Source organism: Bradyrhizobium sp. HKCCYLRH1034 (genome assembly GCF_051168375.1).
Lineage (GTDB): Bacteria > Pseudomonadota > Alphaproteobacteria > Rhizobiales > Xanthobacteraceae > Bradyrhizobium.
Genome location: NZ_JBNPUW010000009.1, coordinates 205,193 through 226,398, shown reverse-complemented (window position 1 = coordinate 226,398; position 21,206 = coordinate 205,193). Strand labels below are relative to the sequence as shown.

14 protein-coding genes are annotated in these 21,206 nt (G+C 66.1%); 9 read left to right on the top strand and 5 right to left on the bottom strand.

What is annotated here, in order from left to right; translation table 11 throughout:
* Positions 1 to 243 precede the first annotated feature (243 nt).
* The 4 genes from lpxC to ligA all read left to right on the top strand — a co-directional run bounded on the left by lpxC (position 244) and on the right by ligA (position 6,539).
* A complete protein-coding gene (lpxC, locus tag ACQR0W_RS22580; protein WP_316187337.1) occupies positions 244 to 1,203 on the top strand; it encodes a UDP-3-O-acyl-N-acetylglucosamine deacetylase in 960 nt (319 codons plus the stop codon).
* A gap of 391 nt (positions 1,204 to 1,594) precedes the next feature.
* Entirely contained in the window at positions 1,595 to 2,485 is an 891-nt protein-coding gene (locus ACQR0W_RS22575) for an outer membrane protein assembly factor BamD (RefSeq protein WP_315713426.1), read from the top strand.
* 125 nt (positions 2,486 to 2,610) lie between these two features.
* Positions 2,611 to 4,284, top strand: coding sequence for a DNA repair protein RecN (gene recN / locus ACQR0W_RS22570; RefSeq protein ID WP_434840765.1), 1,674 nt, complete (start codon positions 2,611 to 2,613; stop codon positions 4,282 to 4,284).
* A 107-nt stretch (positions 4,285 to 4,391) separates the two neighbouring features.
* Positions 4,392 to 6,539: an NAD-dependent DNA ligase LigA gene (gene ligA / locus ACQR0W_RS22565; RefSeq protein WP_315752437.1), complete on the top strand. Its 2,148-nt coding sequence runs from the start codon at positions 4,392 to 4,394 to the stop codon at positions 6,537 to 6,539.
* A gap of 193 nt (positions 6,540 to 6,732) precedes the next feature.
* On the opposite strand, the gene ACQR0W_RS22560 is transcribed toward ligA, so the two are convergent.
* The 3 genes from ACQR0W_RS22560 to ACQR0W_RS22550 form a co-directional block, all read right to left on the bottom strand.
* Positions 6,733 to 8,010, bottom strand: a complete 1,278-nt coding sequence (locus ACQR0W_RS22560) for a multidrug effflux MFS transporter (protein ID WP_316169809.1) — start codon at positions 8,008 to 8,010, stop codon at positions 6,733 to 6,735.
* Between the two features lie 120 nt (positions 8,011 to 8,130).
* A complete protein-coding gene (locus tag ACQR0W_RS22555) occupies positions 8,131 to 9,954 on the bottom strand; it encodes an aminopeptidase P family protein (protein WP_316169808.1) in 1,824 nt (607 codons plus the stop codon).
* Positions 9,955 to 10,469: 515 nt separating this feature from the next.
* Positions 10,470 to 11,363 carry a 50S ribosomal protein L11 methyltransferase gene (locus ACQR0W_RS22550; protein WP_316169807.1) on the bottom strand — a complete coding sequence of 298 codons (894 nt, stop codon included), beginning with the start codon at positions 11,361 to 11,363 and terminating at the stop codon, positions 10,470 to 10,472.
* Between the two features lie 267 nt (positions 11,364 to 11,630).
* Here ACQR0W_RS22550 and ACQR0W_RS22545 point away from each other — a divergent pair, with 267 nt between their 5' ends.
* On the top strand, positions 11,631 to 11,795 hold the full coding sequence (locus tag ACQR0W_RS22545; protein WP_315713419.1) for a Flp family type IVb pilin: 165 nt from the start codon (positions 11,631 to 11,633) through the stop codon (positions 11,793 to 11,795).
* Positions 11,796 to 11,970: 175 nt separating this feature from the next.
* On the opposite strand, the gene ACQR0W_RS22540 is transcribed toward ACQR0W_RS22545, so the two are convergent.
* The gene (locus tag ACQR0W_RS22540; protein ID WP_316169806.1) at positions 11,971 to 13,572 is read right to left on the bottom strand and encodes a phytoene desaturase family protein; all 1,602 of its coding nucleotides are present in this window, start codon (positions 13,570 to 13,572) and stop codon (positions 11,971 to 11,973) included.
* Positions 13,573 to 13,772: 200 nt separating this feature from the next.
* Here ACQR0W_RS22540 and ACQR0W_RS22535 point away from each other — a divergent pair, with 200 nt between their 5' ends.
* From ACQR0W_RS22535 to ACQR0W_RS22520, 4 genes are all read left to right on the top strand, one after another.
* On the top strand, positions 13,773 to 16,052 hold the full coding sequence (locus tag ACQR0W_RS22535) for a fused MFS/spermidine synthase (RefSeq protein WP_434840764.1): 2,280 nt from the start codon (positions 13,773 to 13,775) through the stop codon (positions 16,050 to 16,052).
* 500 nt (positions 16,053 to 16,552) lie between these two features.
* On the top strand, positions 16,553 to 17,506 hold the full coding sequence (locus ACQR0W_RS22530) for a sugar-binding protein (protein ID WP_315713416.1): 954 nt from the start codon (positions 16,553 to 16,555) through the stop codon (positions 17,504 to 17,506).
* Positions 17,507 to 17,519: 13 nt separating this feature from the next.
* On the top strand, positions 17,520 to 19,022 hold the full coding sequence (locus tag ACQR0W_RS22525) for a sugar ABC transporter ATP-binding protein (protein WP_316165959.1): 1,503 nt from the start codon (positions 17,520 to 17,522) through the stop codon (positions 19,020 to 19,022).
* Between the two features lie 12 nt (positions 19,023 to 19,034).
* Entirely contained in the window at positions 19,035 to 20,060 is a 1,026-nt protein-coding gene (locus tag ACQR0W_RS22520; protein WP_315752444.1) for an ABC transporter permease, read from the top strand.
* Between the two features lie 53 nt (positions 20,061 to 20,113).
* On the opposite strand, the gene ACQR0W_RS22515 is transcribed toward ACQR0W_RS22520, so the two are convergent.
* The gene (locus ACQR0W_RS22515) at positions 20,114 to 20,902 is read right to left on the bottom strand and encodes a L,D-transpeptidase (RefSeq protein WP_315752445.1); all 789 of its coding nucleotides are present in this window, start codon (positions 20,900 to 20,902) and stop codon (positions 20,114 to 20,116) included.
* Positions 20,903 to 21,206 lie beyond the last annotated feature (304 nt).

Sequence of the window (21,206 nt, the reverse complement as noted above, 5' to 3'; positions counted from 1 at the left end):
TTAAATGATTAATTATTCTTTCGGTGTTTAGATCGGGAACCGGGAGGGTTAAGGCCTCGTTCCAGTTTGGTTAAGGGTTGGCGCGAATACGGCAGAGATGGGGTAACAATCCGTAAAGAAGCGTGAGTTGGCGCTCTTTGGGGCTCTCGTTAAGTTCTGCCGTGACTTGGGGATGCCTGAAAGTGAGTCGGTTCGCGAGGGGCGGGCTGACGAGGGATCAGGCGGGGTCTTGGGCGATCGTCGATGAAATTCAGCCGGCAAACAACGCTTCGTTCGCAAGCCACCGTCACCGGTGTAGGCGTCCACTCTGGCGCGCCTGTCAGCCTGACGATCGGGCCTGCGCCGATCGATGCGGGGATCGTGTTCCTCCGCACCGGCCTCGATGGCGCCGACCGCGAGGTCCAGGCGTCCTTCGGCTCGGTGATCGCCACCGAGTTGGCGACGGTGCTCGGTGACCGCAACGGTCCGCTGGTGTCCACCGCCGAGCATGTTCTCGCCGCGCTGCGCGGCATGGGTGTCGACAATGCGCTGATCGAGGTCGATGGTCCCGAGGTTCCGATCATGGATGGCAGTGCGGCACCGTTCGTCGCTGCCATCGACCAGGCCGGGATCGTCAATCAGTCGGCTCCGCGGCGCTACATTCAGGTGCTCAAGCCGGTCCAGGTGACCATCGGCGCCTCCACGGGCGAGCTGCGTCCCAACAGCTCCGGCTTCTGGGTCGAAGCCGAAATCGATTTCACCAACCCCGTGATCGGCCGCCAAGCCTATCATTTCGAGCTCAGCCCCGAGCGCTTCCGCCGCGAGATCGCCCGCGCCCGCACCTTCGGCTGCATGAGCGACGTGTCGCGACTGTGGAGCGCCGGCTTCGCGCTCGGTTCGTCCTTCGACAACACGCTTGTGTTCGACGAGGACCGCCTGCTCAATCCCGAAGGTCTGCGCTACGCCGATGAATGCGCCCGCCACAAGGTGCTGGATGCGATCGGCGATCTGGCGCTGGCCGGCCTGCCGATGCTCGGAACCTATCGTTCGGTTCGTGGCGGTCACAGGCTCAACCATGCGGTGCTGACTGCTCTGATGGCGGATCGCACGGCTTGGCGGATCGTCGAAGGCGAGACCGTGCGGCGTCCCCGCGTGGCCGCGGAGGTCGTTGGCGGTATGGTCGGTGGCATGGTCGCGCCGGCCTACGGCCCGGACGTGTCCTGAGCGCCGTCCTGCCGCTCGGCTGATCCGTCGACGGGGTTGCGCGACGCGCGACATTGCCGGGAGCTTTGCTTTCGACTTCGTTCGGTTTTTTCCGGCTGCTTTTTTGTCAATGTTTGTTACTGGCCACGTCTTCTCCGTGGCTGGATCATCGGCATTTCGATGTTTTCCAACGGCTTCTTCAGCGGTAACCATGATGCGTGGCGGCAGCCTCGGTGTTGCCTTAATCCGGGCGGATTGGCTTCCTATGCGGTTGGTTGATGAAGTGTTTTCGGCTAGAGAGGCCGGGGCCGCGTGATGCGTGCCACTGGCGGGGCTCTTCCTTCGCGGTCATGAAGCGACCTTCATGGTGCACGGCGTAGATCAGATCACAGGCATCGGGTTCCAAAGAAGCATGTCGATACAGCGTCTCACGCGCGACCTCCGTCATCCCGCAGCAAGCATCGGCCGGCTCCGGCTCGCCGCGTCGCTGATCCTGCTGGCGCTGCCGTTGAGCGGCTGCGGCACCGGCGGACTCTGGGACAAGTTCCTCGCCAAGGACGACACCTTCGTCGATGAGCCCGCGGACAAGCTCTACAATGAGGGCTTGTACCTGATGAACGAGAAGAAGGACGTCAAAGGCGCGACCAAGAAGTTCGAGGAGGTCGACCGCCAGCATCCTTATTCCGACTGGGCCCGCAAATCGCTGCTGATGTCGGCCTACGCCTCCTATCAGGCCGGCGACTACGACGGCTGCATCGGCGCCGCCACCCGCTACGTGACCCTGCACCCGGGCAGCCCCGACGCGGCCTATGCGCAATACCTGATCGCTGCCTCGCATTACGACCAGATCCCGGACATCAGCCGCGACCAGGGCCGGACCGAGAAGGCCATCGCCTCCCTCGAAGAGGTGGTGCGTAAATATCCGACCTCCGAATACGCCACCAATGCCAAGGCCAAGATGGAGGGCGCCCGCGACCAGCTCGCCGGCAAGGAAATGGATGTCGGCCGCTATTACATGCAGAAGCGCGACTACACGGCCGCCATCAACCGCTTCAAGGCGGTGGTGACGCAGTATCAGACCACGCGGCACGTCGAGGAAGCGCTGTATCGCCTGACCGAGGCCTACATGACGATCGGCATCGTCGGCGAGGCCCAGACCGCGGCGGCCGTGCTCGGGCACAATTTCCCCGACAGCAAGTGGTACAAGGACGCCTACAATCTCGTGAAGTCGGGCGGCGTCGAGCCCGAGGAGAACAAAGGCTCCTACATCTCGCGCGCCTTCAAGAAGCTCGGCCTGGGCTGAGCAAACGGCCGGATCGCTCGTTTGATCTGGCTTTGTTCTATATTCTTGTTTTGTTCTCTATTTGCTGCTAGCATCGAGTCGTTCGCTCAGGGGCGTTCCGCCCCGTTACGAAGGACTTCGGTTCCATGCTGGCGCGACTGTCGATCCGTGACATCGTCCTGATCGAACGACTCGATCTCGAATTCTCCCATGGACTTGCGGTGCTGACCGGCGAGACCGGTGCCGGCAAGTCGATCCTGCTGGACGCCTTCGCTCTCGCGCTCGGCGGTCGCGGCGACGCCAGCCTGGTGCGCCACGGGGCCGACCAGGGGCAGGTCACGGCCGTGTTCGAGATCGGCAAGGATCATCCCGCGGCCAGGATCCTCGCCGCCAACGGCCTGGATGCCAATGGCGAGATGATCCTGCGCCGCGTCCAGTTCGGCGATGGCCGCACCCGCGCCTTCATCAACGACCAGTCGGTCAGCGTGCAGACGCTGAAAGCGATCGGCGCCACCCTGGTCGAGATCCATGGCCAGCATGATGAGCGTGCGCTGGTCGATGCCGCCACCCACCGCCGGCTGCTGGATGCCTTTGCGGGCCTGGAGAAGGACGTCGCCGCGGTCGAGGCCCTCTGGGCGGCCCGCCGGACCGCGGTCACGGCGCTCGACGAGCACCGGGCGGGCATGGAGCGCGCGGCCCGCGAGGCCGACTATCTGCGGCATGCCTCGGACGAGCTGAAGAAGTTGGCGCCGAAGGAGGGCGAGGAGACGCAGCTCGCCGCCCGCCGCACGGCCATGATGCAGGGCGAGAAGATCGCAGGCGATCTGCGCGACGCGCAGGATGCGGTCAGCGGCAACCAGTCGCCGATCGCCGCGCTGGCCGCGGCCGTTCGCCGGCTGGAGCGACGCGCGGTCAGCTCGCCCGCGCTGGTCGATCCGGCGGTGAAGGCGATCGATTCGGCGATCAACGCCCTGGAGGAGGCCGATCAGCATCTGACGGTGGCGCTCGCGGCCACCGATTTCGATCCGCTGGAGCTGGAGCGCATCGAGGAGCGGCTGTTCGCGCTGCGCGCGGCTGCGCGCAAATATTCGACGCCGGTGGATGGGCTGGCGGCCTTGGCTGCCAAATATGCCGCGGATGTCGTCCTGATCGATGCCGGCGCCGAGCAGTTGAAGAAGCTGGAGGCGGCGGCGGCAACAGCCGATGCGCGCTATGCCGCGGCGGCGGCCAAGCTGTCGGCAGCGCGGACCAAGTCGGCGGACAAGCTGAACCGGGCCGTCCATGCCGAGCTCGCCCCGCTCAAGCTGGAGCGCGCCAAGTTCATGACCCAGGTCGACAGCGATGCCGAGACGCCGGGGCCGGAGGGCATCGACCGTGTCGAGTTCTGGGTCCAGACCAATCCGGGCACGCGGTCGGGCCCGATGATGAAGGTCGCCTCGGGCGGCGAGCTGTCGCGGTTCCTGCTGGCGCTCAAGGTCGTGCTGTCCGACCGCGGCTCGGCGCCGACCTTGGTGTTCGACGAGATCGACACGGGCGTTGGCGGCGCGGTCGCGGATGCCATCGGCGCCCGGCTGGCGCGGCTCGCGCACGGGGTTCAGGTGATGGCCGTGACCCATGCGCCGCAGGTCGCGGCCAGGGCGGACCAGCATCTCCTGATTTCCAAGGATGCGCTGGATCGCGGCAAGCGTGTCGTCACCCGGGTCAACACGCTCGCCACCCTGCACCGCCGCGAGGAGATCGCCCGCATGCTGGCCGGCGCCGAGGTCACCGCCGAAGCCCGCGCCGCCGCCGACCGGCTGCTGGAGGCTGCGGCGGCGTAGCTGGAAACGGAGCGGGCCGAACGCTTTGGCTCCGGCGTGCGCATTGTGTACACCGTCGTTTCGGAACGGCCTCCGGGCCGTCCCGCAACGACGAGCAGATCATACGCATGCCCAAGACAGCAAAACCGAAGCAGCCCGTCGACGTTGCCGATCTCACCAAGGCCCAGGCCAAGGTGGAATGGAAACGGCTGGCGCTGGAGCTCGAGACCCACGACAGGCTCTATTATCAGGATGACGCGCCGAAGATCTCGGACGCCGCCTATGACGAGCTGCGTCGCCGCTTCAATGCGATCGAGAAGCGTTTCCCTGAGCTCGTCAGCAGCGAGTCTCCGTCGCAGAAGGTCGGCGCGGCGCCCTCCGGCCGGTTCAAGAAAGTGCGGCACGCGGTGCCGATGCTGTCGCTCGACAACGCCTTCGCCGAGGAGGACGTGCGCGACTTCGTCGGCCGCATTGCGCGCTTCCTCAAGCTTGCCGACGATCGCATCGATTTCTCGGCCGAGCCGAAGATCGACGGGCTGTCGATGTCGCTGCGCTACGAGGGCGGCGAGCTGGTCACCGCCGCGACGCGTGGTGACGGCGCCGAGGGGGAGGACGTCACCGCCAACATCCGCACCCTGAAGGACGTGCCGCACAAGCTGCACGGCCGCAACCTGCCCGACATCTGCGAAGTGCGCGGCGAGGTCTACATGACCAAGCAGGCCTTCCTCGCGCTCAACGAGCGCCAGAAGGAAGCGGGCGACACCATCTTCGCCAACCCGCGCAACTCCGCCGCAGGCTCGCTGCGGCAGAAGGATCCGGCCATCACCGCCTCGCGTCCCCTCGGCTTCTTCGCCTATGCCTGGGGCGAAATGAGCGCGATGCCGGCGGAGACGCAGAGCGGCATGATCAAATGGTTCGAGCGCTGCGGCTTCACGACCAATCCGCTGACCAGGCTCTGCCACTCGGTGGAGGAACTGATCGCGTTCCATCGCCACATCGAGGAGCAGCGTGCCGAGCTCGACTACGACATCGACGGCGTCGTCTACAAGGTCGACCGCATCGACTGGCAGGAGCGGCTCGGCTTCGTGTCGCGCACGCCGCGTTGGGGCATCGCGCACAAGTTTCCGGCCGAGCGCGCCATGACCGTGCTCAAGGACATCGAGATCCAGGTCGGCCGCACCGGCTCGTTCACGCCGGTCGGCAAGCTTGAGCCGGTCGGCGTCGGCGGCGTCATCGTGCAGAACGTGACGCTGCACAATGAGGACTACATCAAGGGGATCGGCAACAAGGGCGAGGTTCTGCGCGAGGGCCGCGACATCCGGATCGGCGACACCGTCGTGATCCAGCGCGCCGGCGACGTCATCCCACAGGTGGTCGACGTCCTCATCGACAAGCGGCCGAAGCACGCCAAGGAATTCCATTTCCCCAAGACGTGCCCGTGCCCCCTGCATACCGACGTCGTTCGGGAGGAGATTGCGACCGGCGAGGAGGGCTCGCGCGCCCGCTGCACCGGCGAGTTCGCCTGCCCGTTCCAGAAGATCGAGCACCTCAAGCTGTTCGCCTCGCGCCGCGCTTTCGACATCGACGGCCTTGGCGAGAAGCAGATCCAATTCTTCTTCGACCAGGGCTGGGTCAAGGAGCCCGCCGACATCTTCACGCTGGCCGCGCGCAACGCCAAGCTGAAGCTCGAGGAGATCGAGGGCTATGGCGAGACCTCGGTGCGCAATCTCTTCAATGCCATCGACGCGCGGCGCGAGATCGCGCTGGAGCGCTTCATCTTTGCGCTCGGCATGCGCCATGTCGGCGAGACCACGGCGCTGGCGTTGGCGCGCGGCTACGGCTCCTGGGATGCGTTCCACGAAGCCTGTCTCAAGGTCGCCAACGGCGACGAGGAGGCGATCGCGGAGATGGATGCGCTCGACCAGATCGGCGACACCGTGATCAAGAGCGTCGCCGCCTATTTCGGCGAGGACCACAATCGCGGCATCGTCGAGCGGCTCACGAAAGAGGTGAAGATCCTCGACGCGGAGAAGCCGAAGCGCAATTCGCCGATCGCGACCAAGACCGTGGTGTTCACCGGCACGCTGGAAAAGATGACGCGCGATGAGGCCAAGGCGACCGCCGAGCGGCTCGGCGCGAAGGTCTCGGGCTCGGTGTCGAAGAAGACGGACTACGTCGTCGCCGGTCCCGGCGCGGGATCAAAGCTGAAGGACGCGCAGAAGCACGGCGTGCAGGTGCTCACCGAGGACGAGTGGCTGCAGCTGATCGGGGAGTAGCAGCTCCGCAGTGTTGGTTGCGACAGACCCTGGATGCGCCCCCAACAATTGTCATCATCCGCGAAAGCGGATGATCCAGTATTCCAGAGGCATTTGTCATGGAGCCAGGACGCTTCGGCCTGCTGGATTACCCGCCTGCGCGGGTATGACGCCGAGAGTGACGCGCGGTCGTGCAGTCCCGCACGCACCTCCCTCACATTACCCCGGCTTCGTCCTCTTCCGCCGTCTCGATCAGCTCCTTCGTCACCTTCATCTGCGTGCGCGGGACCAGGAAGATCATGCTGCAGGCGCAGGCGAGGGACAGGGTGAGCATCGCTGATGTCAGCGGCAGCGTGCTGCTGAAATGGCCGCCGAGCCAGGCGCCGAGCTGCGACGTCAGCGCGCCCACGCCCATCTGCAGGAAGCCCATCGCGCCGGAGGCGGTGCCCGCCGCGCCCGGCCGGACGCTGATGGCGCCGGCGGCGGAGTTCGCCATCACGGCGGCATTGGCGAACATCAGCAGCATCTGCGTGCCGAACAGCACCGAAGGCACCTGGTTGAAGCCGAACAGGCTCCACGTAAAGTTCAGCGCGGCGCTGGTGAGCTGCAGCCCCAGTCCGAACCAGATCAGCCGATCGAGCGAATGGCGCGGCGCGTAGCGCACGCAGAACAGGTTGCCGACGAAATAGGCGAAGCCCGTGGTCGCAAACCACGCGCCATACTCCGCCGAGGAGCGGCCCATCTGCACCTCGACGATATACGGCCCGCCGCCGGCGAAGGCGAAGATGATCTGCGAGGCCAGCACCTGGCACAGCATGTAGCCGAGGAAGGCGCGGCTCTTCACCAGCATGGCGACGTCGCGGCTGAAGCTCGCGTCTTCGACGCGGGCAGGGCGGGTCTCCGGCAGCGCCATGGTCACGGCGATCGCGATCACGATCGACAGCGCGGCGACGACGTAGAAGATGGCGTGCCAGCCGAACGCGATCTCGATCAGGCCGCCGGTCAGCGGCGACAGCATCTGCGCGATCATCATGACCGCGACGACGAGGCTGATCATCGCCCCGATGCGCTCGCGCGGATAGAGATCGCGGATGATGGCGCGGCTGATCACCATGCCGCTGGCGCCGCCGAGCGCCTGGAAGAAGCGCGCCGCGATCAGCTGGGGCAGGGTGTCGGCGAAGATGCAGCTGACGCTCGCGACGATCGACAGCACGAGCCCTGCGAGCATCACGGGGCGGCGGCCGAAGCGGTCCGACAGCGGCCCGAGCAGCAGCTGCGAGATCGCGATGCCGGCCATGTAGAACGACACCGTCATCTGCACCACGGAGGCGTCGCGCCCGAACGTGGTCGCGAGCATCGGCAGGGCCGGCACCAGCAGGTATAGCGAGATCGGCGCCAGCCCGGTCATCACGACCAGCAGGACCAGTAGCGTGCGCGAGGGAGCGGCGCGCGGGGGCGCCGCCCCAGGCGGTCTGCTGATCATTCCATGCATGGTGCCGCTCAAATCGGGTGAACGCCCTGACTGTAGCGGCCTTCCGCTTCGCGGAAATGCCTGTTTCGGCATGCGCCCATGCGGGCAGCGGGACAGTTCGTAGCTGGACAGTCCGGATGACTACAGTGGCGCAGTCGCCTGATCGAGCCAGCGCTGGTCGCTGTCGTCGAGCGCTGCACGGACGGTTTCCCTGACCCGGGCATGATAGGCGTCGAGCCATGCCCGTTCCTCGGCGGTCAGCATGACGACATCGATCAGGCGGCGGTCGATCGGCGCCAGGGTCAGCGCCTCGAAGCCGTTCATCGGCTTCTCCGCGCCCGCGACGTCCTTCGCCACAACGAGCTCGAGGTTCTCGATGCGGATGCCGAAGGCGTCGGTCTTGTAGTAGCCGGGCTCGTTGGACAGGATCATGCCGCGCTTCAGTGGCGTCGTGCCGAGCTTCGAGATGCGCGCGGGCCCCTCGTGCACGGACAGATAGCTGCCGACGCCGTGGCCGGTGCCGTGCTCGAAATCGATGCCCGCCTGCCACAGGAACTGCCGCGCCAGGGTGTCGAGCTGCGCACCGGTGGTGCCGTCGGGGAAGATCGCGCGTGCGATTGCGAGGTGGCCGCGCAGCACGCGGGTGAAGCGGTCGCGCATCTCCTCGGTCGGCGCGCCCACGGCGATCGTGCGGGTGACGTCAGTGGTGCCGTCCTGATATTGCGCGCCGGAATCGATCAGCAGCAGATCACCCGGCATGATGCGGCGGTTGCTCTTGCGGGTGACGCGATAATGCACGATGGCGCCGTTGGGACCGGTGCCCGAGATGGTCGGGAACGAGACGTCCCTGAGTGCGCCGGTGTCGCGGCGAAAGCTCTCCAGCGCCTCGACCGCATCGATCTCGGTCAACGTGCCCTTCGGCGCCTCGCGATCGATGAAGGCGAGAAAGCGCGCCAGCGCCACCGCATCGCGCTGATGGGCGCGCCGCGTACCCTCGATCTCCACCGCGTTCTTGGCGGCCTTGAGCAGGCTGACCGGATCGGCGCCGCGCACCGCCTTGCCGCCGGCGCCCTGGATCAGCCGCGTCAGGGCATCGGCGGCCGTGGCGCTGTCGAGCGCAACGGCTGCGCCGGATTGTGCGAGCTCGCTCAGGCGCAGTGTCAGCGTGTCCGGCTCCGCCACATCAGCGCTCTGCTCAAGATGATCGCGCGTCAGGTTCGAGAGCTTGCGGGAATCGATGAAGATGGTCGGACGTCCGGCCTTCGGCACCAGCGCATAGGACAGCGGCAGCGGCGTGTGCGAGACGTCGGCGCCGCGGATGTTGAAGGTCCAGGCGACGTTGTGGGAATCGGACAGCACCAGCGCCTCGACCCCGAGGCGCTCGATCTCCAGGCGGATCCGGCCGAGCTTGTCCGCCTCGCTCTCGCCGGACAATTCCGCGCCGTGGATGGAGACGGCGCCGAGCGGCGGCAGCGGCCGTTCGGTCCAGATGCTGTCGACCGGGTTGCGCTCGACCGGCACCAGCTCCGCGCCCGCCTTGGCGCAAGCGGCGGCCAGACGTTCGGCCGCGGCCGTCGTATGCAGCCACGGATCGAAGCCGACGCGGTCACCGCTCTGCAGGTGTCGGGTCAGCCAACTCTCGGGCGGTGGCTCGATCAGCGATTCCACCATCCAGGCCTTGCCGTCGACCTGCTTGCCGGCCTGCAGCGTATAGCGGCCGTCGACGAATATCGCGGCTGCCTGCGGCAGCACGATCGCGAGGCCGGCCGAGCCGGTGAAGCCGGTCAGCCATGCCAGCCTTTCCTCCGATGGCGGCACATATTCGTTCTGCTGCTGGTCGGCCCGAGGCACGATGAATCCGGTGAGCTTGCGGCTGGCCAGCTCTTCGCGGAGCGCGGCCAGCCGCGCGGTCAGCGCCACGCCGGTTTCGGGTTCTTCGAACGTCTGGAACAGAGCTTCGAACATCGGTCTCATACTTTAGAAGTGGATCCTGCCGCAGAAGTGGATCTTGCCGCGTCGGCGACGAATACTCCTTCAGCAGACAGTGCAGTGCACGAAGAATCTCCTTGCATTCGCCTGTGCAAAAAGATTTGCTGTCGCATGCCAGTCATCCCAAAGAGGTGCGGCGAGGAAACGTATGGACGTGACGACCGCGATCGTAAAGATCATCCACGGTCGGTCGCATGATCCGGGGAGTGCCTCAACTCAACGGCGAGGGGATGCACGATGCCTGCTTTTACCTTCGAAAAACTATCGGCGCCCGCGCCAAGCGGACCGGCGTCCGCACCGGCCGAGAAACCGCGCAGCGCGCTGGCCGATCTCGTCAATCGTCTCGTCGCGCCGCGCGGTCGACGTGCCTCGCGTAATCAGTCCGACTCCACCTCCCAGCAGAGCCAGCCGAAGACGTAGCCGCGAGCTTGCCGCACCGGCGTGAAGGTTAGCGTGCAGGTTCGATCCACGCCGCGAGCTGATCCGCCTTACTACTGCTTCTGCAGCAACAGGCTGCTCCACCCCTCGATTCTCAAATGCCGGATCGGAACCAGGCCGCGAGCGCGATAGGCGGCGCGGACGGCGCGTGCCTGCGGGGTCAACAGGCCCGACAGGATCACGAAGGCTCCAGGCGCGAGGTGGCGCAGCATCGGCGCGGCCAGCTGGCGCAGCGGGTTGGCCAGGATATTCGCCAGCACCAGGTCGAACGGGCCGCACCGGGCAAAGTCCGGGGCGGCGAAGCCGGTGGCGCGGATGACCCGGACCAGGGGGCCTGCGCCGTTGAGCCGGGCGTTCTCCCGCGCCACCATGACCGAGGGCGCATCGATGTCGCTCGCCAGCACGGACCGGTGCGTCGCCTTGGCGGCGGCGATGGCGAGCACGCCGGTTCCGGTGCCGAGGTCGAGCACCCGTCGCGGCGCGCGCGTCTTGAGCACGTGATCAAGCAGCAGCAGGCAGCCGCGGGTGGTGCCGTGGTGGCCGGTGCCGAAGGCGAGCGCCGCCTCGATCTCGATCCCGAGCTTGTTGCCGGGCACCCGCTGCCGGTCATGGCTGCCATGGACCATGAAGCGGCCGGCCGGCACCGGAACGAGGTCGTCCAGGCTGGCCTTGACCCAGTCCTTGGCCTCGACGACCTCGAACGCCAGGGTCTGGGCCACGTCGGAGCCTGCCGCCCCGCCGACCAACTCGCGCACCAGCGCCTGGTCGGGCGGGTCGGCAAAATGAACCGTGACGTCCCAGCGCCCGTCCGGACGCTCGAACGCCGCCACCGCCGCGTCGCCCTCGAAGAACACCTCGGTCAGGACGTCGACCGCCGGGCGGGCGGTCGCTTCATCGGCAACCGTGAAGCTGGCCTTGTGGGTGGCGGGCGTGGTCGTTGAGGTCATCAAGGTGGATCCTGGCGAGATTTGACGGCGTGGTTAAGGGAATTGCCTGCCAACGCAAGCGATAGGGCCGCAATGCGGCCGGATCTGCACATCCGGCGGTTGTATAATGCCTTTCCTGATCCGAATAAAAGTTGAGGTTCAATTGCAGCGAAGAATCTCTGCAACTTGAACTGGGGGCATTATCCCGACTTTAGGGTCCTGGCCCCTAATTTTCCCGTCATGGGAACCGGATGATCCTCGGTTCCTGGGTTGGGAAACGAGGTTCAGATGAAGTCCATTCTGTCGAAGTTCTTGCGTGATGAATCCGGCGCCACCGCCATCGAATACGGCCTGATTGCAGCGGGCATCTCGCTGGCGATCATTGCCGCCGTCAACGGCCTGGGCAGCTCGCTCAGCAGCAAGTTCGAATCGATCAACACGTCGCTGAAGTAATCCGACCGCCGCGGCGTCCTCGAAGAACCGGGCCTCAGCGCCCGGTTTTTCTGCTCTTGAGAGGGCGTATCGAACGCCGGATCCACAGCATATCCACACGGCCGTGCACTGCTTCTTTGGCGGTTGATCCACCGCTTGTCCACAGGGGTGTGCCGCGCCTTTCCACCCCTTATCCTCAGCCGAACAAAGCGCGATGGTCCGCCAGGATCGCCTGGGCCGCATTGTGGCCGGGGGCGCCGGTGACGCCGCCACCGGGATGGCTGCCGGAGCCGCAATGGTAGAGCCCCTTCAGCGGCGAGCGATAGTCGGCGTGACCGAGCATGGGGCGGGCCGAGAACAACTGGTTCAAGGTCAGCGCGCCGTGGAAGATGTCGCCACCGATCAGCCCGAACTGGCGTTCGAGGTCGAGCGGTGACAGCACCTGCCGGCCGAGCACGCTGGCCGCAAAGCCCGGCGCATAGCGGTCGACGGTCGCGATCATCAGGTCGGCGACCTCGTCGCGATGATTGTCCCAGGAGCGGCCGTCCGGCAGCTCGGGCGCGACATGCTGGCAGAACAGGCTGGCGACGTGCCGGCCCGCGGGCGCCAGCGTCGGGTCGAGCGTGGAGGGGATCAGCAGTTCGACCACGGGATCGCGGCTCCAGCCATGCGCCCGCGCGTCGAGATAGGCCTGGTCCATGTAGCCGAGGCTCGGGCCAAGGATGATTCCCGCGGACAGATGGTCGCCTTCGCCCGGCAGCGCGCTGAACGAGGGCAGCCGGTCGAGCGCCACGTTCATGCGGAACGTGCCCGAACCGCAGCGCCAGTTCCGGATGCGGCTCAGGAACGGCTCGGGCACGGCACCGGCCGGCACCAGGCGCGTATACAGCAGCTTCGGGTTCACGTTGGCGACGACATGGCGGGCGCGGATGGTGCGGCCATCCTCGAGCACGATGCCGACCGCGCGGTCGCGCTCGACGATCACCTCGCGCACGCCGGCCTCGACCTCGACCAGCGTTCCCAGCTCTTTCAGGCACCCGGCCATCGCCTGCGTGATCGCGCCCATCCCGCCGATCGCATGGCCCCAGACGCCCTTCTTGCCGTTCACCTCGCCGAAGGCGTGATGCAGCATCACATAGGCCGAGCCGGCAGCGTAGGGGCTGGCATAGTTGCCGACGATGGCATCGAAGCCGAACAGCGCCTTCACCAGGTCGGTCTCGAAGATCTCGTCGAGCATCTCGCCGGCCGAGCGCGTGAAAAGGTCGAGCAGGTCGCGCTGCTGCTCCAGCGACAGTGCGCGCAGGGTGTTGGCGGTGCCGAGCGCGTTGAACGCCTCGCGGATCGCCGACAGCCCGAACTGGGCGACCAGATTCGGTGGCGCCCGCAGCACGAGGCTGCGAAGCACATCCGCGATCGCCTCGAGCCGGGCCGAGAACGGGCCGATCGCGTCGGCGTCGCGCTGGCTCAGCCGCGCAACCGAAGCCAGCGTGCGACCCTCGCCCGTCAGCAGATAGCGACCGTCCGGCGAGGGCAGGAAGTTCTGCGCCCGGCGCTCGACGATCTCGAGCCCGTGCTCGAGCAGCTTCAGGTCGGAGATGACGCGCGGATTGAGCAGGCTCACCGTGTAGGACGCGACGGAGTTGCGGAAGCCCGGATGAAACTCCTCGGTCACCGCAGCGCCGCCGACCACCTTGCGACGCTCGACCACATGCACCCGCAGGCCCGCCATGGCGAGATAGGCCGCACAGGTCAGGCCGTTGTGGCCCGCGCCGATGATGATGGCGTCGGTTTCATTCATGTCAGCTTCAAGAAGCCCTGTTTAATGGCCCGCACCGGGAACCTCGGCTGGTGCTGTCGCGCCGGAAGGCTGCGACGTCAAGGAAAACTCCATTTTGCCTCAGCTGCTCGCCATACCGCCCTGCGATCCGCTATGTCTCGTCTGCTCATCGCGGTCCGGCCTCGGCATCTGATGCCGGCCGCGCTGCTGCCGGAGTTGTCATGACCTCAATCGCCTCGCCCGCCGCCGTCGCTCAGCCCTCCGCCGCACGCAACCGGCTGGTGCTCGTCGTCTATACCGCCGCCATTTTCGTCAGCGCGCTGCTGTTGTTCTCGGTGCAGCCGCTGTTCACCAAGATGGTGCTGCCGCGGCTCGGCGGCTCGCCGGCGGTGTGGTCGGTGGCGATGGTGTTCTTCCAGACCCTGCTGCTGGCGGGCTACGCCTATGCGCATTTTCTCACCCAGCTGCGCAGCCGGGTGCTGCCGATCGCGATTCATCTGCTGCTGCTCGGTTTCGCCATCCTGGGCTTGCCGCTGTCGATCGCGAGTAGCTGGGGCGATCCGCCGACCTCGGGCTACGGGCTGTGGCTGCTCGGCCTGTTCACCGTGTCGATCGGCCTGCCGTTTTTCGCGCTCGCCGCCAACAATCCGCTGCTGCAGGCGTGGTTCGTGCGCACGGGTCATCCGGCCGCGCCCGACCCGTATTTCCTCTATGCGTCGTCGAACATCGGCAGCTTTCTGGCGCTGCTGTCCTATCCTCTGCTGATCGAGCCGATCTTCAGCCTGCGCATGCAGAACCTGATCTGGACCGGTGGCTATGGCCTCCTGATCGCGCTGATCGCCGGCTGCGGCGTCCTGCTGTTGCGGTCGCCCGTGATCGTGACGAGCCTGCTGCACACCGGCGACAGCCATGCGCCGGCGCCACGCTGGCTGCTGCGCCTGCGCTGGATCTTCCTGGCCGCAGTGCCCTCCGGCCTGCTGATCGCGGTGACCGCGTACATCTCCACCGACGTCGCGGCCGCCCCCTTGCTATGGGTGCTGCCGCTGTCGCTCTATTTGCTGACCTGGGTGCTGGTGTTCCAGTCGCGGCCGCTGCTGCCGCACAAATGGATGCTGGCGCTGCAGCCGCTGGCGATCGCCGGCGTCGTCGTGCTGCTCGCCTTCGGCGGCGAGCAGAATCTCGCGCTCACGCTCGGCGGTCACCAGCTCTGCTTCTTCATCATCGCCATGGCCTGCCATGGTGAGCTCGCGCGCACGCGCCCGCCGGCCAAATATCTCACCGGCTTCTATGTCGCGCTGTCGTTCGGTGGCATGGTCGGCGGCCTGTTCGCCGGCTTGATCGCCCCCTTCACCTTCTCATGGGTTGCCGAATATCCGATCCTGCTGGCGCTGGCGGCGCTGTGCCGGCCCGCGGCCAACGAGCGCTTGCCCGGGATCACGCGCTGGTACTGGCTCCCGCTCGCGGTCATCGCCGTCGCGCTGCTGGTGCCCGCCGGCATGACCGGCAAGGTCACGACCTATCTCGAGGACCACCGCGTCTATGTCGCGGGCGCCGTAGGCGTGCTCGCAGCGCTGCTCGCTCTGCTGCTGAACGGTGGCCGCTGGAAGGTGTTCGCGACGGCCGCGCTCGCGCTCGTCCTGATCCGCGCCTATCCGGCCGATGACGGCCGCGTCGAGACGGTGCGCAGCTTCTTCGGCGTGCACAAGATCGTGGTGACATCGGACGGGCACTACCACGTGCTGATGCACGGCACGACCATTCACGGCGCGCAGAAATATCTCAACGCCGATGGCTCCAAGGTGACGGGGCGGCCCGAGCCGATCACCTACTATCACAAGGACGGCGGCATCGGCCGCGCCATCACCGCGATCCGGGAGCGCAAGGGCGCGCCGCTCAAGGTCGCCGTCATCGGCGTCGGCGCCGGCACGCTCACATGCGCAGCCGAGCCTGGCGAGAGCTGGAAATTCTTCGAGATCGATCAGACCATGGTCGACACCGCCAGCGACACGAAATATTTCAGCTACATCAGGAACTGCGCGCCGGACATCAAGCCCGTCATCGGCGATGCCCGGCTGACCTTTGCCAAGGAGCCGGACGGCGCCTACGATCTGATCATCGTCGACGCCTATTCCTCGGATGCGATTCCGATCCATCTGGCGACGGAGGAGGCGATGGCGATCTACAAGGCGAAGCTGGCGCCGCAGGGCGCCGTCGTGATGCACGTCTCCAATCGGCATCTGGAGCTGGAGAGCGTCGTTGTCGGCATCGCCGACGCCAACGACCTGAAGAGCTGGGTCTACAACGAGGACTCCGGCCGCGACGACGAGTACATCTTCTCCACCGACGTCGTCATCAGCGCGCGCGAGGACGCCGACGTCGGCAAGCTGGCCTCCTCGGACAAGTGGACCGAAACTGAGCCGACCGACGGCGAACGGGTCTGGACCGACGATTATTCGAACATTCTCGGCGCGGTGTATCGGCGGCTTCGCGACGGCGAGTAACAGGGCACTGCCGCCGTTCGACGTCGCCGGGCCTGGATCGCCGTGATGATGGCGCCCAAAGAGGTGCGCGCCTCGTCAGCGGCGGGCCTCGGTTGCATTGCCGCATCGATTTCTCGAGCGTCTGATCGCCGACTTTGCTGTACCGCATCGCAAAACGCAGTGGTTTCGCGCTTTCTGCGCGGGCCTCTGTTGCGTGCCCGTCATGACCATGCTACCTTGAGGTGCGCCCCTCATTTGAGGTCGGTACTTTGCGCGTCTTCGAATGGGTGGGTTGGGGCACGCACGCGCAGTCGAGCTGGATCGCAAACTGAGCGGTGAGGGACCGGTCTGGTCGTCTTGCCCTGAGCGAACGATCGCGCGGACGCTGTCCAGATCGAGGTGCTGTTCGTCCGGGCGGAGCCAGCGGTTCGGACGAGAGACGACTGTTCGCGACTAGATATCGTTCGACTACCAAATGCCGGCCGCATCAAAGCAGGCCGGCTTCACATGGGAGGGGTTCAATGAAGCGTCTTTGGATTGCCGGTGCGTCTGCCTTGTTGTCGATGGCGCTCGGTCTCGGCTCCGCGGGAGCCGCGGACAAGAAGGTCCTCGCCTTCGTCGTCAACGGTGCCTCCGACTTCTGGAAGATCGCCGAGGCCGGCGTGAAGAAGGCGCAGGGCGAGCTGCCCAATTACAACCTGCAGCTCAAATATCCCGAGCAGGCGGCAGCCGCCGTGCAGCAGCGGATGCTGGATGACCTCGTCGCGGCCGGGGCCGCCGGAATCATGGTGAGCGCCGTCGATCCGAAGAACCAGACTGAGCACCTGAACAAGATTGCCGCACAGACGGTGCTCTTCACCACCGACAGCGACGCCCCGCAATCCAAACGCATCGCCTATATCGGCTCCTCCAATACCGAGCTCGGCAAGGATGCCGGCAAGCTGATGCTGAAGGCGCTCCCGAACGGCGGCAAATGTGTCGGCTTCGTCGGCCTGCTCGGGGCTGACAACGCTCGCGAGCGCATCGAAGGCGTGAAGGAGACCATCAAGGGATCGAAGGTCGAACTGGTCGACGTGCGCGGCGACGAGATCGACCAGACCCGGGCCAAGCGCAATGTCGAGGACATCCTGGCAGCGATGCCGGACGTGAGCTGCCTGGTCGGCTTCTATTCCTACAACACCCCGCGCATCTATGAGGTGCTGAAGGAGGCCGGCAAGCTCGGCAAGATCAAGATCATCGGCTTCGACGAGGATCCGATCACGCTCGGCGGCGTCAAGGACGGCGCGATCGAGGGCACCGTCGTGCAGCAGCCGTTCGAGTGGGGCTATCAGGGCATGAAGCTGATGGCGAAGGTCGTTGAGGGCGACAAGTCGGGCGTGCCGGCGAACGGCATCATCATCGTGCCCGGCAAGGTGATCGAGAAGTCGAACGTCGACGACTTCATGGCGCAGATGAAGCAGATGCTGAAGAAGTAGCGCGACGGCCGGCGTGCGCGAGCCCTTCCTCGAGCTGATCGACATCGGCAAGACCTATCCTGGCGTGGTCGCGCTCGACCACGCCAGCCTGTCGGTCGCGCCCGGCGAGGTGATCGCCCTGGTCGGCGAGAACGGCGCCGGCAAGTCGACCTTGATGCGCGTGCTCGGCGGCGTCGTCGAGCCGAGCAGCGGCACGATCCGGATCGATGGCACGGCGCGGACCAGCTACACGGTGGCGGACGCGATCGCGTCCGGCATCGCCTTCGTCCACCAGGAGCTGAACCTGTTCGACAATCTCGATGTCGCAGGCAACGTCTTCATCGGCCGCGAGCCGGTCTATGGCGGTCCGCTGCGGCTGATCGACCGGGCGACGCTGCGGGCCAGGGTGCGCCCGCTGATCGCGCGCCTCGGGGCCGATTTCGAGCCGGAGACGCCGCTTGCCGAGCTGTCTTTGGCGCAGCGCCAGCTGGTCGAGATCATGAAGGCTTTGTCGCTCGATGCGCGCTGCGTGATCATGGACGAGCCGACCTCCAGCCTGACGCTGTCGGAAACCGAGCGGCTGATGCAGGTCATCGCCGGCCTGAAGGCGGGCGGGGTCAGCGTCATCTTCATCACGCATCGCTTGAACGAAGTCATGCAATGCGCCGATCGCGCGATCGTGCTGCGCGACGGCCGCATGGTTGGCGCGCTCACGCGGGACGAGCTCAGTCCTGCCGCGATGATCCGGCTGATGATCGGCCGGGACCTGCGGTCACTCTACGTGCCGCCGGCCGCGCCGCCCGGCGAGGCCGTGCTCGACGTGGTGGAGGCCGTGACCGCGACCTATCCCAACCAGGCCGTCAGCCTGCAGCTCCGGCGCGGCGAGATCCTCGGGCTTGCAGGTCTCGTCGGCTCCGGCCGCACCGAGCTCGCGCGCGGCATCTTCGGTGTCGAGCCGCTGCTGGCCGGGGGCATCAGCCTGGAGGGCGAGCCGATCCGCATCTCGACGCCGCGCGCGGCGATCGATCGCGGCATCTATCTCATCCCGGAAGACCGCAAGGCCTGCGGCCTGCTGCTCGACCTGTCGATCGCCGAGAACATCTCGCTGCCGGATCTCGCCTCCTATCTCAGCTTTGGACTTGTCGACATCAGGCGTGAGACCGAGAATGCCGACCGGCAGCGCGAACGGCTCAAGATCCGGGCGTCCGACGTCAAGGTCTCGGTCGGCACCTTGTCCGGCGGCAACCAGCAGAAGGTCGTGCTCGCCAAATGGCTGTCGATGCGGCCAAAGGTCTTGATCTTCGACGAGCCGACCCGGGGCATCGATGTCGGCGCCAAGCAGGAGATCTACGACATGCTGCGGCGGCTGGCGGATTCCGGCGTCGCGATCCTGATGATCTCGAGCGACATGGAGGAGGTGATCGGGGTGAGCGACCGGATCGCCGTGATGCATGAAGGCATGATTTCGGGCTTCCTTGCCCGCAACGAGTTCAGCGAGCACAACGTGCTTCAGCTCGCCGTCGGCCATACCGTCTGAGCGAGGGCGCCCGTGCAGAAAAAAGATCTCAGCCTGCTGATCCTGATCCTGGTGGTCGGCGCCGTCGTCGCCTTCATCAACCCGCGCTTCCTGCTGGTCGGCAACCTCTCCAATACCGCCAACCAGGTCGGCATGTTCGGAATCTTCTCGATCGCCGAGGCCTTCGTCATCATCGTTGGCGGCATCGAGCTCGCCGTGGGCTCGGTGATCGCGTTGCTCGGCGTGCTGTTCATCGACCTCATCGTCAACCGGGACGTCGACTGGGTCGCCGCCTTGTTCCTCATCCTCGCCGGCGGCGTCGCCATCGGCATGGTCCACGGCACGCTGGTGACCAAGATGCGCATCCAGCCCTTCGTGGTGACCCTGTGCGGACTTTTGATCTATCGCGGCGCGGCCCGTTATTACACCGAGGATGCCACGGCCGGCTTCGGCTACGGCGCGAGCTTCCCGGCGCTGGAATGGCTGGCCGCCGGCCGCACCGATGTCCTCGGCTTTCCACTGCCGCATAGCGTCGTGGCGCTCGCCATCGTGGCCGGCATCGCCTGGCTGGTGCTGCACCGCTCGGTGTACGGCCGCTATTTCTACGCGGTCGGCAAGAACGAGGAGGCGGCGCGCTACTCCGGCATCCGGTCCGATCGGGTGACGATCGCGGCCTATGTGATCTGCGGCGCCCTGACGGCGCTCGCCGCGGTCCTGCTGGCGATGTACACCCGCTCGATCTCGCCGGCGGTACACGGCTCGTTCTACGAGCTCTATGCGATCGCCGCAGCGGTGCTCGGGGGCTGTTCGCTGCGCGGCGGCGAGGGCTCGGTCATCGGCGTCGTGCTCGGCACAATCCTGCTGCAGATGCTGCAGAACCTGGTCAATCTGCTGGGCATCCCGAGCTCGCTCAATTTCGCCGTGATGGGCACGGTGATCCTGATCGGCGTGCTGGCCGATCAGTATTTCGTGCAGCGGCGCGCGCGCATGCCGACGGCCCGCGGGCAGGCCAGCGCCGATCGTGCGTCCGCCTCGCTCGAGCGGGTCAACGCCGAGTGAGGAGGCGCCGATGCGCTGCGTAACAGCGCCCGGCCGCGAGGATCAATGCGCGATCAGTCCTGATAGGTGTAGTAGCCGCGCGGCTGATAATAAGAGCGCGGCTGGTAATAGCGCGGCTGCGCGTAGCTCGGATTGCCGTTTTGGTAATCGTACTGCTGCTGCTGCGGATAGGCCTGGGCGTCATAGACGCGCCGGGCCGTGCCGCGCGGCGCCGGATAACGCACGCCGTTGTCGCTGCCGTCGGCGGGATAGATGTAGCCGTCATCGGGCCGCTGCTGCGGAACGACCTGGCGTCCGGGCAGCATCTGTGGCTGCGGCGTCAGCACGACCGGCTCGCCGCTGTCGTCATACTGCTGCGGCACGTCGCGGCGGGCAACAGCGGTGCCGCGGCGTGGATTGCGCGCCAGCGCCACCTCGGCCGAGCCGGTCAGGGTCACCGTGGTGTTGAGCACGCCGTCCTTTTGCACCAGGTCGTAGAGCGTCGTGGCGTTGGCCTTGGACAGCCGGACGCAGCCGTGGGACGCCGGGGTCCCGAGGCGGCTTTCCGAATCCGTGCCGTGAATCGCGTGACCGACCTTCGTGAAGAAGATCGAATGCGGCATCGGTGCGTCGTCGAATTCCTTGGAAAAATGATCGGCCTCCATGCGGAAGGCGCGGAACGAGCCATTCGGCGTTTCCCGTGAGGGAATGCCGGTCGAGACTGGCCATCGATAGCGCTCGACGCCATCGACGGCGACCGTCATGATCTGGCTGTTCTTGTCGACCGTGATGTCGATCTTGGCCAGAGCCGGCGTGGCCGACAGAAAGGCGAAGCCGGCAACTGCAAAAAGGATGGTACGCATCTAACCTCTGGCCTCCAGGGCCCTCGACTGTGGAGAGACCTCAAAACGGGACTTTAACGCCCAGGTCATCGCCTCGGCCTGCACTATGTCGGAATTGCCGGCTTTGTTCCAGCCGAGGGCAGCCTCAACCTTAATGTCGGGCAGGACCAGGACAAAGGCTCCCCGCGTTCATCGACGCTGACATTTTCGCGACCGCGGATGGTCTTTCATTCCGGCGTTTTGGGACCTCTCTAATCGGTGCAATTCGTCACGACCGCGCAACTTTTTGGCCGCATCCGCGTTTCAAGGATTCCCCCATGCGGTT